This is a genomic window from Flavobacterium sp. GT3R68 (assembly GCF_007109225.1).
Classification (GTDB): Bacteria; Bacteroidota; Bacteroidia; order Flavobacteriales; family Flavobacteriaceae; genus Flavobacterium.
Genome location: NZ_VJZK01000001.1, coordinates 106,015 through 122,869, shown reverse-complemented (window position 1 = coordinate 122,869; position 16,855 = coordinate 106,015). Strand labels below are relative to the sequence as shown.

Sequence of the window (16,855 nt, the reverse complement as noted above, 5' to 3'; positions counted from 1 at the left end):
TTAATCGGGGCTAGATCCGCACCTGAATTTAATTCTGAAATTACATATTTTGTAAGTAAATGTTTAGAAATAAATCACTATATTTGAGGTAGTTACTCCTGTTTTTATTGCTGTATTTACTTCAAAATAATTTAAGATGGAAAGCAAGGAATTTACCATTACAGACACTTTACTGGCGTCCAAAGGAGATCGGTTTCTGAACTGCCTAATCGATTCGCTTATTGTATACATTATCTGGATCAGTATCGGTACTACTATTATTCTGATCGCAGATATAGCCAACAACACCGCTCTATCAGACCGGATTGAATGCATGACGCCCATCGAACATTGTCTATCATTCGCAGTTGTCATGATGCTTTATTATCTGATAATGGAAACTTATTTTTCGCGGACTTTGGCCAAATACTTTACCAAAACCATTGTTGCTATGAGAAATGGTTCCAAACCCACTACTGCGGCTATTCTGAAAAGAACACTCTGCCGTTTCATTCCTTTTGAGGCCCTTACTTTTTTAGGTTCCAAATCCAGAGGCTGGCACGACAGTTTTTCCCATACCTATGTGGTCAAAAGACATAAGTTTATTGAAAAAAAACAACTGTATGCCGCTCCGCTCGAGATGCTTTAAAAAGTTCTATTCATAGAATCAGCCGTCAATTTTGATGGCTGTTTTTATATTTAAATACTTTACAAAATGATTACTTTAAAAAGAACCACTTCCGATAATGCCGATTTTCAAAAACTGATCGCCATTTTTGATGAATACCTGATAGATATAGATGGGAAAGAAAGAGATTTCTTTTCCTTTTATAACAACAAATATTTAGAACATGTTGTAGTTTGTTATGAAAATGATGCCCCTGTGGGTTGTGGCGGTTTTAAGGAATACGACTTTGACACAGCAGAAATCAAACGCATGTTTGTACATCCTGAACACAGAAAAAAAGGAATTGCCAGTCTTATTCTGAACGAATTGGAATCTTGGGCAACAGAACTCCAATATAGTAGTTACATTTTGGAAACGTCTCCAAAACTGGAAAACGCTATTGCTTTGTATAAAAAATCAGGCTACAAAATTATTCCAAACTTTGGTCAATACATTGGCGTTGAAAACAGCGTTTGCATGAAGAAAATAATTTAACCGACTTTATTTTTCAATTCGTACATTCGTAACTTAATTTTTGAATTTAACCTTCCAATGATGAACTGGGAACAACTTCTATCCCTGAAACGACAGGGCGACACAAGCAAACGATTGCGAAAAGAGCAGGACGATACGCGTCTTGGATTTGAAGTCGATTACGACCGGATCATTTTCTCATCGGCATTCCGGAGCCTGCAGGACAAAACCCAAGTAATACCGCTATCTAAAACCGATTTTGTGCACACCCGACTTACCCACAGTTTAGAAGTATCCGTAGTGGGACGATCCATCGGAAGGTTGGTTGGAAAAAAAATCATCGAAAAATATCCGCATTTACAGGAAATCCACGGTTTTCATATGAATGATTTCGGGGCAATTGTCGCTGCAGCCTGTCTGGCGCATGATATTGGCAATCCCCCATTTGGTCATTCGGGTGAAAAAGCCATCGGCGAATATTTTTCGATTGGTAACGGCCAAAAATACAAGGACCAAGTAACTGAAAAGGAATGGCAGGATCTGATCGATTTTGAAGGCAATGCCAATGGGTTTTCGGTGCTGACCAGTTCGCGTCCCGGTAATGAAGGCGGGTTGCGGATTTCGTATGCTACTCTTGGAGCTTTTATGAAATACCCAAAAGAAAGTCTGCCAAAAAAACCTACTTCCGCTATTGCGGATAAAAAATATGGATTTTTTCAGTCCGATAAAGCCTTTTTTGAGGATGTCGCGCAGGAGTTGGGCATGATTTCCAATAAATCCGGGAACGATATCGGTTTCGAAAGACATCCCCTGGCTTATTTGGTCGAAGCCGCAGATGATATCTGCTATACGATTATAGATTTTGAAGACGGAATGAATCTCGGATTGGTCTCGGAAGATTTTGCGTTGGAATACTTAATCAAATTGGTCAAAGACAGTATTGACACTAAAAAATACCATGCACTGACCACCAAGGAAGATCGTATCAGTTATTTGCGCGCACTTGCTATCGGAAGTCTTATAAATGATGCCGTCCGTGTGTTCATGGAAAATGAGACGGATATACTAGAGGGTAGATTTCCCCATGCGCTAACGGATAAAAGCAAGTACAAAGCGCAAATGGATGACATCATCAAATTGAGCGTCAAGAAAATATACCAAAGTCGGGAAGTGATTGAAAAGGAATTGACCGGATACCAAATCATCAACACCTTATTGGATAAATTCATCACCGCTTTTAATAATGATTTTGATGGAAAAGCCACCAATTTCGACAAATTGTTATTGAAACTGCTACCGGAAAAATTCCACGTGGAAAAAAATAATCTGTACGATAGGTTACTACATATTTGCCACTTCATCTCCTTATTGACAGACGGGAATGCCTTTATTTTTTACAATACAATCACGGCTGCTAAAAGTTAATTATGCGAGTTATGATTCAGTTCCCTGCCAGAAGGGATATGGTGTTTAAAAATTAAAATTATCTAAGTAGCTTAAAATCAAGATTTTACTTACTAAAAATAATAATGGATAAAATATAAGTTTCATTATGGAATAAATTTAATAAAAAATTCTGTTCCAATAGAAGGAATTCCCCCACTAGTCAATTGTAACAGGCTTTTTTTTATGAAAAGCTTTTATACAATAGTTTGTTATGAAGTCGAAATTTAAGAAAATTCGTTCTATTTTACATCAGTTTTACCGCAAATCTCGAAGTTAATAGTTAAAATACCAGCGATTTAAGAAATAAATTGTTTATATATAAAAAATTAAATCTATTTTAGCGCACTAAATATTATACAACCAAATCATGAAGAAAAATCTACTCTTGTTACTAATGATGCTAATGCTTTCTGTTTCTGGATATTCCCAGACAGTACAGCAAAAGAAAGTTAAGGCAACAGCTTCAGTTACATCTAAAAAAATTGCGATGCATACTGCTAAGCCCGATAAAAAAACAAAGGCTTTGCGAAAGCAGCATGCTCAGTTTTTAGCGAACTCTCCCTACAAAAAAATATTAAAACTTTCGGGTAAAGAAAGAAAAAGTATGGGTCTCCCTCCTAACAAGTATTTTGAAAGTGAGTGGGAATTAACTATGAATCCGGCGACTGGTAGACCGACCCCGGAAAAAGTAAGATTACTTAGAGACAGGCTTAATGCCGAAAGACAAGTAGAATTAGCATCGGGTAGAACTCCCGGTGATGCCAGTGATAATAGTTGGGTTGAAAGAGGACCTACAAATGTAGGTGGAAGAACCAGAGCAATTATGTTTGATCCAAATGATCCAACCTATGAGACTGTTTTTGCAGGTGGTGTAAGTGGTGGTATGTGGAAAAACACAAATATCTCAAATGCTGCTTCTGCCTGGACCAGAGTAAATATCCAAGATAATCTGAACGTATCCTGCATTGCAGTGGATCCGGTTACTCCAACAACATTTTACGTTGGAACGGGAGAATCCTATACAGGAGATGTAAATGGAGATGGTGTATGGAAATCGGTGAACGCCGGTGCTACATGGACTAAAGTACTTGGTGGCGTTACCGGACCAACAACATTTCAATCTGCTGCCAATGTAACCATTAATACTCCGGCGGGTATTGCTGGAAATTATCCTTGTTTTCCAACAACTGGTTTCGGAAGTGCAGTATCTACCCCAATTACTCAAGATATTGTTTTAGTTATAGATAATGCAGCGCCATCATCGGATGGGTGTGACGTAATACAAAACACAGCTGCGTTAGCAGGAAAAATTGCCTTAATTAGAAGAGGGTCTTGTCCTTTTGTTCAAAAAGTCAAAGCTGCTCAAGATGCAGGAGCTGTCGGTGTAATTATGATGAATAATGCGCCCGGAGTTCCCGTTGCTATGGGAGGAACAGATGCGACAATCACCATTCCTTCTACGATGATTTCTCAATCTGACGGAAATCTTATAGAAGCTGCTTTAGGATCCGGGACAGTAAATGGTGCCTTAAACCCGAGTACTCCAGGAGCTATTACTGGTAACTTGGTTCCGGGTATACAAATGATAAATGACCTTGCTGTTAGAAATAATGGAGGAGTATCTGAAATTTTTGTAGCTGCCGGTGATGGATATGCCGGAGGAGCATACTTAGGAACGTATACCTATGGTGTTTATAAATCTAATGATGGTGGTGCAAACTGGACATTATTAACCTTGCCACTTACTGCATCAAGTAATAAACACTGTCCAAATGATATTGAAATTGGAGCAGACAACAAAGTATGGGTTTCTACAACAGAAAGTACTGCCTATGGCGATGGAGGAGGTAAAGTGTTTGCTTCTACCGATGGAACGAATTTTATTGATAAATATACTGTTACCAAAGGTACCAGAACACAAATTGCTGTTTCTAAGACAGTTGCTGATAAAGTATATGTTTTATCTGAGATTACACCAGTTGCTCCGGCAACGATAGAAGTAACTATTATAAAAACTACTGATGGTTTTGCAAGTTCTGCTGCAACATCATTACCAGTTGGGAATGAGACAAGAGAAACAACATACGGTTTCACAGGACAACAGGCTTTTTATGACCTAATGATTGAAGTGGATCCTAGTAATGACCAGGTTGTATATGTAGGAGGTATCGATTTATACCGATCTGCCGATGCTGGTGCTAACTGGACGGCTATTTCAAACTGGACGTCTGACGTCCACTCTGATCAGCATACCATGACCTTTAAACCGAACAATTCTAATATCGGTCTTTTTGGTAATGATGGAGGTGTATATTACTCAGCAAGTTTGTCAGGTGGTACACCGGCTACTTCAAGAAATAAAGGATTTAATGTTACCCAGTTTTATAGCTTAGGTGTGGCTCCATCAGGTGCTACCGGAGGTAATTTAGTTAATGATTATTATGCGGCAGGTGCTCAGGATAACGGTTCGCAATATTTTGCGTCCGCTGCGGCAGGTGCCAACTCAAGTGTCGAAGTTCAGGGAGGTGATGGGGCCTTTACGATGTTTGATCAGGGTGCTGATAAATATTATATTACGAATTACGTATATAATAACAATATTAACAGAAGAACGACAGCTGGTGCTGTAAAATCTATAAATTCAGAAACTACTTCAAATGGAGCTTTTATCGCGCCAATGGTTTTAGATTCCAATTTAAATATATTATATTCTGATTATACAACGGCTGCAGGGGTTTACCAAATCAGAAGATATACTAACGTCGGCTTGACCGGGACAGTTGCAAAAGCACTCTTAACGAATGCACTTTTAACCAACTCTCCAACAGCTTTCGCCGTATCTCCATATACGACAGCAACAACTACACTTTTAGTAGGTTGCAGAAACGGTAAGTTACTAAGAATTACAGGCGCTCAGGTTACTGTGCCGGGGCCAATCTGGACGGATATTACAGGACCAGGGTTTGTCGGAAGTATTTCTGATGTTGAATTTGGAGCGACTAATAACGATATTTTTGTTACGTTTCATAATTATAATGTAACCAGTATTTGGTATAGTGCCGATGCAGGGGTAACATGGCAGAATAAAGAAGGAAACTTCCCTGATATTCCGGTAAAATGTATTTTGCAAAACCCATTGAACTTAAATGAAGTGATTGTGGGTAGTGAGTTAGGAGTTTGGTATACTAATACCTTTAGTTCAGCGACTCCGGTATGGAATCAGTCTTATAACGGAATGAGTAATGTAAAAGTTACCGACATGGATTTAAGAAATGACAATTCCGTTTTTGCGGCTACTTATGGAAGAGGAATCTTCTCTGGTATATTTACAGGCACAACACTATCTACTGATGATCTAGCTTCTTCAGTGGGAGTTAAAGTGTATCCTAATCCAACAAGTGATGTTCTGAACATTTCTGTTGCAGGTTATTCCGGAAAAATGTCCGTTAAATTATTTGACCTTAACGGTAAGGAAGTATACAGTAAAGATTATGCGGATTTTGTAGCTGAAAAAGCTATCAGCCTGAATGGCTTACAATCCGGTATTTACATCCTAAAAATGAAAGGACAGGACTTGTCACATACCAGTAAAGTGGTGTTAAACTAAATTTCATTTTTAATTGCAAAAAAAAGACCTGATTTATTCAGGTCTTTTTTATTTATATGGCATTTTAGTTTTGTAGTCAATACTAGAATTTCAATACGCCGAAAATAGTAATTCCAAACTTTTGGTGTCCATCTTACAATACTGCTGAAGTTCCTCAACCGTACCGTGTTCAATAAATTCATCCGGAATTCCAAGGGTTTTAATAGAAGCGTGATACCGATGCTGTGCGGCGAATTCAGTTACAGCACTGCCAAAACCACCTTTTATTACCCCGTCTTCAATAGTGATGATATTTTCAAATTTGGTAAAAATGGTATGTAGTACATTTTCGTCCAACGGTTTTACAAAGGCAAAATCATAATGGGCTATGGTTTGCGGATGCCGCATTTTGGCTATAGCCGAAGTAACATTATTACCAATAGAACCAGTAGATAAAACCGCAATTCCGGAACCGTCCTGAATGCAGACCGCTTTTCCGATAGCTATGGTTTTATAGGGGTGTTGCCAATCCACATTCTGGGCGCGCCCTCTCGGATAACGGATTGCAATCGGATGAGATAGCCCTTTTTGAGCCGTATATAAAATATTTCGCAGTCCATATTCGTTCATCGGAGCATAGACAATCATATTGGGAATGCAGCGCAGGTAAGCCAGATCAAAGACGCCGTGATGCGTGGCACCGTCTTCCCCTACAAGCCCGGCGCGGTCGAGACAAAAAATAACTGGAAGATTCTGCAATGCCACATCATGGATGACCTGGTCGTAGGCGCGTTGCAGAAAAGTGGAATAAATATTGCAAAAAACAATCATTCCCTGAGTGGCCATTCCGGCAGCGAGCGTAACGGCGTGCTGTTCGGCAATCCCGACGTCAAAAGCACGTTTCGGAAACGCATCCATCATGAATTTCAACGAGCTCCCGGATGGCATGGCTGGCGTAATGCCCACAATTTTTTCATTTTTTCGGGCCAGATCCAATAGCGTGAGGCCAAAAACATCCTGGTATCTGGGCGGTAAATCGGTTTCCGGTTTTGAATGGATTTCACCTGTATTCTTATCGAATTTCCCCGGCGCATGGTAACGCACCTGATCATCTTCCGCTTGACGGAGACCTTTGCCTTTGGTGGTAATGACATGCAGGAATTTGGGTCCTTTTATTTTTTGAAGCCGCCTCAATTCGGCGATTACGGCAAAAACATCATGGCCATCTATCGGTCCTGAATAATCAAAATTCAGCGACTTGATCATGTTGTTTTTCTTGGGGTTTTTTCCCTCTTTTACGGCAGTAAGATACTTTTTCAGGGCCCCAACACTTGGGTCAATCCCGATGGCGTTATCGTTTAGAATCACCAATAGATTGGCATCGGTAACTCCGGCGTGATTCAGGCCTTCAAAAGCCATTCCGGATGCAATGGACGCATCGCCGACAACTGCAATATGCTGTTTCTCAAAATCACCTTTCAGATTCGACGCAATCGCCATTCCCAACGCCGCAGAAATAGCAGTAGAGGAGTGGCCTACGCCAAAAGTATCATAGATGCTTTCGCTTCTTTTCGGGAAACCGGAAATCCCATGCAATTGGCGGTTGGTATCGAAATTATCCCGTCTTCCGGTCAGTATTTTGTGGCCATAAGCCTGATGCCCAACATCCCAAACCAATAGATCATCAGGGGTGTCAAACACATAATGCAACGCCAGGGTCAATTCGACCACACCAAGACTGGCGCCCAGATGTCCCTCTTTTGCAGCCACCGCAGCGATGATAAAATCACGTAATTCCTGAGCGACCTGAGGCAATTGGGAACTATCCAATTGACGTAAATCGGTTGGGGATTGGATATGGGATAGCAGCGTGTTTTTCATAATGCGGGAAAAGACAAATTTACATCAAGAAAATGATAAAAGAACAAATCCCAACTTGGTATTTTAAATGTACTTTTGCACTTGGTTGGCATTTAATACCGCATATGTATTTGCTACTATCAGTTTGATCTAAACCTTAAGCGTAAATGGCAGATGGAAACGTTATAAAGGCCATTTTACAGTAAAGAGAATAAAAAGGGCGCAGGCCGTGTAACTTAAATTGACAGCATGCTGATATTCAACAAAAACTACTTTGGCTTAACTATCCTGATTTTCTGTTTGGAAGTTTTGATTGCCCTATGCGTCCATGACCAATTTGTCAGGCCTTATCTGGGGGATGTTTTGGTGGTTATCCTACTCTATTGTTTTTTAAAATCATTCCTTAGATTACCGGTTTTGACTGCTGCGCTGTTGGTGTTGATTTTCTCTTTTACGATAGAATTCCTGCAGTTTTTACGTATTGTCGAAAAGATGCATTTAGAAAAATCCAAATTGGCCCGAACTGTAATCGGCACTTCCTTCTCGTGGATGGATATGATCTGTTACATGGCTGGAATTGCTCTTGTAATTGCTGTCGAAAGGTATGTTGGAAAAAAGAAAACGGATCTAATAAAGTCTAATTAAATTTTATTAAACAATAAAAAAACACCAGATGGAAAAGAATAAAAAAACAGCAATATGAAGACATTAAAAACCCCTATAAAAACCCCTTCAAAAAATATTATCAGATAGCGTATTATCTCAAGAATTATATAGGATTGTACGTATACAACTGGTACGGTATAACCCCGAATCTGGTAAAAACAAGCAGTTCGACCTATCAGGCAAATGCGAGCAATTATCCGGTTTTTCAACAAAAGAATGAATTCGAAATCGAATAGTATTACTAATCATAAAGAAGAATGCCCATAGATATTTAAAAAAAAAGCCGCTAAATCAGCGGCTTTTTTCATGCAATAGCATTCCATTTAAATTCTTGAAATCATCTAATAAACCTCAGTATAGACAAACTTCTTTAGTATAAAAAATAATAGGAAGGTACAGAACAGAAATCCAAAAAACCACACCCATTGCTTCAAAAAAGAACGGTCCATCGTTTTTCGGTAATTATATATAAAGTTCATTACGATTAAATTAAACAACATGAAAAGCATTAAATAAATCGCATATAAAAGTATCCAAGGTGTGCGTAAAATAGCTTGATTCAATACAAATACCAATGCTCCCACTAAGGCAACATAATTTAAAATGCCTAAAATCAAAAACCTATTTTTTTGAATGTCTAATAAAATTATCCACAGGTATAACGACAGTATACAAATACTGGCTACTACAGAAAATGGCGATCGAAATGAATTTAAATTTGCAATGTTAAATTTGTCCACAACAATATACATTACGCTTATAATTCCGCTTAGAATCAAGCAAATTTGTGTAAACTGCATTAATTTTTTCATAATTTTATTGACAGCCTATTATACTTATTCCATAACCGTATATATAAAACGATACTACCGTCCTTGAAAACTACTGCTAATAAAGATGCTAGTAGTGAAAACAAAACTGCAGAATTTTAAATAATTTTGATTTTCTTTTTGCATAATATTTAATAAAGTTATTTGTTAATTGCTGCCAAATTTAATAAAACTAACAAACTGTGGACTAAACATGCTTTATCAATTCGGAAATTGCTAGATTTTAATTTTGAATATTTCTAGCTCTCAATTCTTTAAGGAATTCAGAAGGTTTCATTTTTGTATATAAAGTAAATGCTCTAGTAAAGGTTTGGACACTATTATATCCTGAAAATTCAGATAATCCCTGTATCGTGTAATTTAAAAATTTCTTATCGGTTTCTAATTTTTCCAAAATATATTCGATTCTCAACACATTAATGTAAGTTGTAAAACTAGCTCCTTTTATTTCATTGATAATTCTTGACAAATAATTTGAATTGGTTTTAAATTCAGTAGCAAGTATCTCAACAGTATATTCTTTGTGCAGATAGCATTGCTCTTTTTCAAAATGCTCCAAGCTACTCAATATTTGTGCAATTACACTTTCGTCAATATTAGACAAGCTTGTTTTTTTGTCGCTAAAATTTATTTTTTGATTTAGGCTTTGTTGTTCTCTTTCTAATTTAAATATATTAAATAGTTCTCTTTGCTTGAGGAGTTCTGTTTGCTTTTTTTTATTGTTAATATACCAAAGATTTGAAACTAAAAATAATCCTAAAAACAACAACAATATTGCCGTAACAAAATTTCTTTTTTCTTTTTTCAAGGAGGTAATCACGGCTTGTTTTGAAGAGACTACTTTTTGTATATCATAAGTTTTAGCGATTTTTGATGTAATGTATTTATAATTGTCATCAATTACACAATCGGCCTTTATGAATTGGTCTGAATAATATATAGCCTGCTTAAAGTCTTGGTTTTTTTTATAATAATCAATGAGATGTTGGTATGCTGATATGATAAGTGGATAAACATCATTATTTACAGTAAAAATAGAATCAACTTTTTTAAAATATTCTACAGCTTTTTTTTCTTGATGAAGTTTTTTATAGCATTCCCCTATATAATAGCAATTCTCGGCATAATTGGAATAATCATTTTGAATGGTTTTGAGAGGCTTACTTAAGTCAATTATAGCTTTTTGATATTGTTTACGCTTATAATAGTTTTTTCCTCGGTTAGATATAAAATAAGGATAATAATATAAGTTATCTATATTATTTTTAGATAGGGCAATCCCCTTCCTTGTATATTGCTCTGATAATTTTATTCTACCGATCTTATTATACAATTCGGATAATCCATATAAATACGCTACGTTGTTAAGTTTATATTTATTTGCATATTCTTCACATTTTTTATATATAGTTAACGCTTCTTCCTGTTTTCCTTGGATGTCCTTAATTACACCAATACGATAGTGCACAATATTCCTGAATTTTTTGGAAAGAAAAATTGAATCTTTATAAGCAAGTAAATAATAATCAAGAGATTTTTTAAGTTTTTTCTCATTGTAGTATAAGTCGGCTCTAGTATGATATAGATAAGAGAGAAGTCTGGGTATTTTTTTTTTTGCCAAATAAATTGCACTATCGGAGTATTTTAATCCTTGTTTCGGATGATTTTCTACTTCTGCCATTACGTTATAACCTATGGTAAGCTCTTCGATATTATTCTCTTTTTTTGCTTTTAAGACATGCGTTCTTGAATAAATGGCATTATGCTTTTGAAGTCTTACACTACTGTTATATATTTTAGCATCTAATTCCAAATAACTATATTTTTTTAAAGAGTCTGGAATTTTATTACAATCTTGAGCTATCGAAATATTAAATATAAATAGACCAAAACATAACGAAATAATCTTGAATCTTTGCATAAAACAGAACGTTTGGTTGGAGTAACAGTTAATTGTTAGCGCGAAATTAGCATTTTAAAAGTTATTTTTGGTTTTTTTTTAGTAATATTTTTCTTTAATAATGATTAAAAAATTAAAGGTTAAATCCTTGAAATCAAATATATTATCTTCGTTGTAGTGTGTAAATTCCGAAATTGACAAGTTTTCAATTTCGAAATTGATAAATACAATGTTTGCATAGATAGGTCTAGGGAGGTAGTTTTGACCTCAGAAAGTGAAACGAATTTTAGTTAACGATTTGTAACATTTTCAGAATAAATATAATTGGCCAATTATAAGGGATTGATTCAGCTGGTATGTAACCCTATAAAAATCAGAGCAAAAAGGACTTTGATAAAGCTATTCTGTTATCCTAACAAAAACAGAGCATATAAGGATTGATACAGCTGTACGGTAACCTTTAAAAAAACCTGAGCAAAAGGAACTACAGATGCCTTAGAGAAGAATGTAAAATCAGAGAAAAAGAAAGGTTGGCTTTTTTTCTGTGATGAGATTTCCAGCCATAAATAAAAAAGCAGTCTTACTAATTAAATGTTTTCGACGACATAAGTAAGACTGCAAATTTAAATTAAAAAACAAAATTATGAAAAAAGTTTTATTAAGTGCTATGATGGCGGGGTTAATTATATCGTCAGGGAATGCTGGAAGTCTAAGATTGGACTCAAGCGAAAAGCATGCAGTTATTAATAGTAATGTTACTATCTCACCTGAAGCAAAATTAAAATTTGCAGAAAGTGTAGATCAAGCTAGAAAATATTTATCAGTTAATCCTAAAGCTACTTTTCAACAATTTACAAATGATTGCTTGAATTTCAAAGGATTTCAAACGTTAGAGGCTGAAGCTTTTTTTAGAAAAATTTATGATTTCGCCAAATTATCGCCTAAGGCTTTAATAGAATGGGATTATAATGAAGTCGTGATCTTTTCAAATCAGATAAAAACAAAAATAGCTTATTCAAAATCGACAAGTCCAATAAATCTTGCGGATTTAGTTTCTACGGGTCCTTATGCACCTGTTGATGTTACGGCAAAATGGCCTTGGAAACTGATCCTTGAAATTGTAGGTGCTATTATTGACATGATCACTCCAGAGCTGCATCCATAAAATGTCTAATAATCTCAATGGTGTTTTGCCATTGAGATTATTTTTAATTGAGATTTTCTAAATTAGAGATCTAATATTTAAAATTTCACAAGAGTTGAATCATTTCAATTTTAAATTCTAATACATTAACAAAACTTACAATTATCAATGAAATTTAAATTCACTTCTTTAATATTTTTCATATTTTTTTTTACATCTTGTACAGTATTCAAACAATATTACACTCAAGAAATCAATCACAAAGCCGGAAAAATAACTTTCTTAATGAAATCTAACATGCCTATTATTGAGATTGAAATGAATAGTAAAAAATTTCCATTTGTGTTTGATACGGGAGCTACTGCCACTATCGTTCAAGATACATTAATGGTGGAAAATTTTCACAAATCAGCGAAAGGCTCTTTATCTGCTAAAGGGGTAAATGGAGTAAAAGTTGAAGTTAGCACAATAAATTACCCAATTAAAACAACTCTCTTTGAATCCAAAAATAAATTTTTGGCGGTTAAACAAGCTGAAGTTAACAATTGTTTCACTAGAAATTTTTATGGGATTTTAGGGATGGATTGCTTTATCAATGATAAATTGACTATGCAGATTAATTTCTCCGACAAAACTTTAGCTCTAATCCATAAGGATAGTGTTAATACAAGTGATTATAAAGAAATTGAATCGTCTTTTCGTGATCAAATGATTTTTGTAAACTTTGAAATAAATGGAACTAAAAAGCAATTTAAATTAGATACTGGTTTTTCAGATTTTTTTATAATACCCTTAAATGATGATCCGATGTTTAATAAACTTGATGCCGAACTTTATAATGGCTCTTCATTTAAAGCATTTGATGAATTTTCTGATAACAATAAGGAAATCCATTATAAAAATGTTGAAATGGATTTCGCTGGCGAAAAATTCGTGTCTACAGTAATTGCATCATCGTCAAATAAAGCAACAAATGTTGGAATAAGATTTATGAAGAACTTTGACTGGATTTTAGATTTTGAAAATAAGAAGGTTTTTGTAAAGAGAATAAATACTGAAAATAAGTTAAACAAAGATTTTAAAAAATATAATTACATCACCTATAATTCAAATAATCAGATTGTTATTATATTAAAAAATCAACAATTAATTGATTATAATGTTGGAGATGTTATAACATCTATAAATGGTGAGAAAGTAACTGCGAAAAATATTTGTGAAATGAACATAAAACTAAATAAAGCCGTTGATTGGGGTACACTACAATTGGAAATTATTCGAGCTAAAGCTTTATGAAAAAGCATTTTAAATATTGCTTATTTTGATGTAAATTATTTGTAAACCTTGTTTTAAAAATTACACAAAACCGAGGATTGGAATACCTTAAAACTAGAAGTGATTCCTCCCAAAAGCTAAAAACTACACAAAATGAAATATCTAAATTATATAGCCATAATCCTGTTGCCGCTTCTTTCTATTGCTCAAACCGAAACAAAATTATTACAAGCCGATATAAGGGGAAGAAGTTGCGCAGGAGGATTAGGAGTTTGCAGTACTTCTCCGGTGAGCAAAAATTCACTCAAAAATTTTACTGTTACCAAAATTTCGGGTAACACAATTAACTTAACCATTCTTATAACCGATCTTTCCCCGGAGGACCAGTCTATGCTTTTTGAAAAAAGATATCCGACCTATCAAGAAGAAATTTTAGTTTTTCATCAGGATGAAGATTATGCTTTTGAAAAAAAATTCTTGACTGAATTGGGAGTTGATATTAATTATTATCAAGTAAAAAAAGGAGATTATCCTCTCCGATTAATTAAAGAGTATGCCGTTTTAACCATCACACTTTCAAATTAAAAATGAATATTTTAAAACAACTTTTACTATTATTATTTTTAGTGACTTCTTATAAAGGGGTTGCAAAAAATAGGCTTGGTAGTGATCCCAATAGGATTATCCATGAAATGTTGTTTGAGATTCAGAATATCCAAAAAGAGTACGATGTGAAATACATGGTACTATATTCCCAGCTAAAAGCGATCAATGACAATTTAACTACTGCAGTATTATTGGAAAAAAAGGTAGATTTACTCTTGAAAAAAGACGCCATTGCTGGTGAAATAAAGTCTTTACAGAAAGAAAATACCAATGAAATATCAAAAGTACGATATCTTAAAGGGTTACAAATCATAAAAATCCTGTATGAAAAAGTCTTGAGTCTGGATCATCATTTTGCGTCAGTTCGTACCCTAAGTGAAATCAACAAAATATCCAATCCGAATCAATATCCGGAATATGGAAGATTAAAAGAAGTGGTAGCAGCCAAAAAAGATAAAAAAGCAGGGTATGATTTAACAGCTATCTTAGGTACAAATCCGATTATATCGATTGTTCAAACGTTTTCAAATCTATTGGTTTCCAGTCTTTCAAAAGACGATAAGGATAAAGAACTCGCGTCCGTGGAATGTATTTTAGATTTCACGCTTCGGATGCAGAATGATTTGAATACGATATACTTTGAAACGGCTTTCTTGCAGACCAGCAACGAGAAAATAAAGCAGGAAATTGAAGTGCTCTTTAAAGACTACACAAAACCAATTGGCTACACCGCTTCCTTAGAGACCTGCCGGACAAATGACGATTGGGAAACCATCACCCAGAAAATGGAGGAGTATCTCGTTAAAATGAAAACGAAAACCGGAGTGCCACAATATAAGATGCAGGTAAACATGGAGTTTCCTATAGACAGGTTGCTCCAATTTATCACACAGTACAATAATTTTATAGACCAAGGAGGCAAGTTTTACGAAAAGTTTAAAATCATTTTAAACAGCTACGAAAACCAGAAGCAGTGCGAAACCAAACTTCCCCTGGAATATAAAAAACTGAAATCAGATATTGATGTGGCCATCAATAAATTCAACATAGCATACAAACCGGTTGAGGTCAATGGAACCAAAATGAAAGAAATCCTCTATGGCCTGAATGAATTTGATTAGGAAGTTTTCGATAACGATAAACCACCAAAAAGAGTAGGTTTGCGCCAACTATGAAAATGAAAAACCCCCTACTACTCCGTAATGGTAAGTGTCTTAGTGAAGAATGCAAAAAGCAGCCTTACTATATTAATATGTTTTCGACGACATAAGTAAGACTGCTAATTAAAATGCGAATCTATGAAAAAGATGTGATTCGCTCAATTATTTTTTGGTTAACCTTTTCCCTTTAAAATCTTCATAAAATCCTCCCGCGGAATCTCTCTACACCCCAAACTCTCCAAATGCTCATTGTGCATCTGGCAGTCCAGCAGGTGATACTGGTGTGCCTTCAGGTACTCCACCAAAGCGATAAACCCCGCCTTAGAGGCATTGCTCCGTTTCGAGAACATGCTCTCTCCACAAAACACATGGCCCAGGTCAATGCCATACAACCCGCCCACGAGTTCGCCATCCTGCCACACCTCTACCGATTTGGCAATACCCGCCTCATGGAGTTTGCAGTACGCCTCCCGCATGCCGTCGCTGATCCATGTGCCGTTTTGCCCATCCCTTCTCATGTTTTGGCAATGGCGGATCACCTCTTTGAAATTCTGGTTGAAGGTTACGGTAAAAGTGCCTTTCCGGATAATGGCTCGCATGCTCTTTGAAACCACCAGCTCGTCCGGGAACAAAACCATTCTCGGGTCGGGTGCCCACCACAAGATCGGTTCGTTTGGGTTGAACCACGGGAAAATACCGCTCTGGTATGCCAGCAGTAACCGCTTCGTCGACAAATCTCCGCCTATGGCAACGACACCGTCTTCATCAGCGGTATCAACGGGTGGGAACACTATTTTTTGGGACAGATGGTACAAGGGTCAGGGATTGTTTGGTTCAAAAAAGCCCCGAAATTCGAGGCTGTTAATGTGTTGTATTAGAAAGGTAAATCGTCGTGATCTTCTTCCTTAAAGCTTGGTGCCGGTTCAAAGGTACCAGCGCTTGGCATTGGCGGCGCCTGGTTCGAAGCCCCATCAGCCTGCATTTTTTCAATTCTCCATCCCTGGATACTGTTGAAATATTTGGTTTCATTCTGTGGGCTTACCCATTCTCTTCCTCTCAGGTTGATCGAAACTTTTACGGCATCACCTACATTATAATTGTTCAATAAATCACATTTATCCTGAGTAAACTCAATCATGATGTGCTGAGGATATTGCTCATCCGTAGTAACAACTAATTCTCTTTTTTTGAATGCTGCACTCACTTGCTGCGCTGCATTTACCACTTTAATCTTTCCTGTAACTTCCATCTTGCTTATTTTT

13 protein-coding genes are annotated in these 16,855 nt (G+C 36.0%); 9 read left to right on the top strand and 4 right to left on the bottom strand.

The genetic code is table 11. The features are described from left to right. The first annotated feature begins 136 nt into the window (after nucleotides 1-136). From FNW07_RS00535 to FNW07_RS13975, 4 genes are all read left to right on the top strand, one after another. A complete protein-coding gene (locus FNW07_RS00535) occupies nucleotides 137-628 on the top strand; it encodes an RDD family protein (protein ID WP_126743307.1) in 492 nt (163 codons plus the stop codon). A 66-nt stretch (nucleotides 629-694) separates the two neighbouring features. Then, nucleotides 695-1,141 carry a GNAT family N-acetyltransferase gene (locus FNW07_RS00530; protein WP_126743308.1) on the top strand — a complete coding sequence of 149 codons (447 nt, stop codon included), beginning with the start codon at nucleotides 695-697 and terminating at the stop codon, nucleotides 1,139-1,141. 60 nt (nucleotides 1,142-1,201) lie between these two features. Continuing rightward, the gene (locus FNW07_RS00525; RefSeq protein WP_126743366.1) at nucleotides 1,202-2,545 is read left to right on the top strand and encodes a deoxyguanosinetriphosphate triphosphohydrolase; all 1,344 of its coding nucleotides are present in this window, start codon (nucleotides 1,202-1,204) and stop codon (nucleotides 2,543-2,545) included. A gap of 388 nt (nucleotides 2,546-2,933) precedes the next feature. Then, nucleotides 2,934-6,173 carry a PA domain-containing protein gene (locus FNW07_RS13975; RefSeq protein WP_126743309.1) on the top strand — a complete coding sequence of 1,080 codons (3,240 nt, stop codon included), beginning with the start codon at nucleotides 2,934-2,936 and terminating at the stop codon, nucleotides 6,171-6,173. A gap of 90 nt (nucleotides 6,174-6,263) precedes the next feature. Here the strand turns inward: FNW07_RS13975 and FNW07_RS00515 are convergent, their stop codons facing one another. Further along, the gene (locus tag FNW07_RS00515; protein ID WP_126743310.1) at nucleotides 6,264-8,033 is read right to left on the bottom strand and encodes a 1-deoxy-D-xylulose-5-phosphate synthase; all 1,770 of its coding nucleotides are present in this window, start codon (nucleotides 8,031-8,033) and stop codon (nucleotides 6,264-6,266) included. 228 nt (nucleotides 8,034-8,261) lie between these two features. Here FNW07_RS00515 and FNW07_RS00510 point away from each other — a divergent pair, with 228 nt between their 5' ends. Further along, nucleotides 8,262-8,657 carry a DUF2809 domain-containing protein gene (locus FNW07_RS00510; protein WP_126743311.1) on the top strand — a complete coding sequence of 132 codons (396 nt, stop codon included), beginning with the start codon at nucleotides 8,262-8,264 and terminating at the stop codon, nucleotides 8,655-8,657. 1,074 nt (nucleotides 8,658-9,731) lie between these two features. Here the strand turns inward: FNW07_RS00510 and FNW07_RS00505 are convergent. Then, the gene (locus FNW07_RS00505; RefSeq protein ID WP_126743312.1) at nucleotides 9,732-11,429 is read right to left on the bottom strand and encodes an AraC family transcriptional regulator; all 1,698 of its coding nucleotides are present in this window, start codon (nucleotides 11,427-11,429) and stop codon (nucleotides 9,732-9,734) included. 622 nt (nucleotides 11,430-12,051) lie between these two features. Between FNW07_RS00505 and FNW07_RS00500 the strand changes: the two genes are divergently transcribed. The 4 genes from FNW07_RS00500 (at nucleotide 12,052) to FNW07_RS00485 (ending at nucleotide 15,554) form a co-directional block, all read left to right on the top strand. Beyond that, nucleotides 12,052-12,573, top strand: coding sequence for a hypothetical protein (locus FNW07_RS00500; protein ID WP_126743313.1), 522 nt, complete (start codon nucleotides 12,052-12,054; stop codon nucleotides 12,571-12,573). Between the two features lie 147 nt (nucleotides 12,574-12,720). Then, complete coding sequence (locus tag FNW07_RS00495) at nucleotides 12,721-13,848, top strand: hypothetical protein (protein WP_126743314.1); 1,128 nt, start codon at nucleotides 12,721-12,723, stop codon at nucleotides 13,846-13,848. Between the two features lie 132 nt (nucleotides 13,849-13,980). Beyond that, complete coding sequence (locus tag FNW07_RS00490; protein WP_126743315.1) at nucleotides 13,981-14,412, top strand: hypothetical protein; 432 nt, start codon at nucleotides 13,981-13,983, stop codon at nucleotides 14,410-14,412. Between the two features lie 2 nt (nucleotides 14,413-14,414). Next, a complete protein-coding gene (locus tag FNW07_RS00485; RefSeq protein WP_126743316.1) occupies nucleotides 14,415-15,554 on the top strand; it encodes a hypothetical protein in 1,140 nt (379 codons plus the stop codon). Nucleotides 15,555-15,766: 212 nt separating this feature from the next. Here the strand turns inward: FNW07_RS00485 and aat are convergent, their stop codons facing one another. Both aat and FNW07_RS00475 read right to left on the bottom strand, forming a co-directional pair. Then, nucleotides 15,767-16,408: a leucyl/phenylalanyl-tRNA--protein transferase gene (gene aat, locus FNW07_RS00480; protein ID WP_126743317.1), complete on the bottom strand. Its 642-nt coding sequence runs from the start codon at nucleotides 16,406-16,408 to the stop codon at nucleotides 15,767-15,769. A gap of 59 nt (nucleotides 16,409-16,467) precedes the next feature. Further along, entirely contained in the window at nucleotides 16,468-16,842 is a 375-nt protein-coding gene (locus FNW07_RS00475; protein WP_126743319.1) for a DUF3127 domain-containing protein, read from the bottom strand. Between the last annotated feature and the right edge of the window lie 13 nt (nucleotides 16,843-16,855).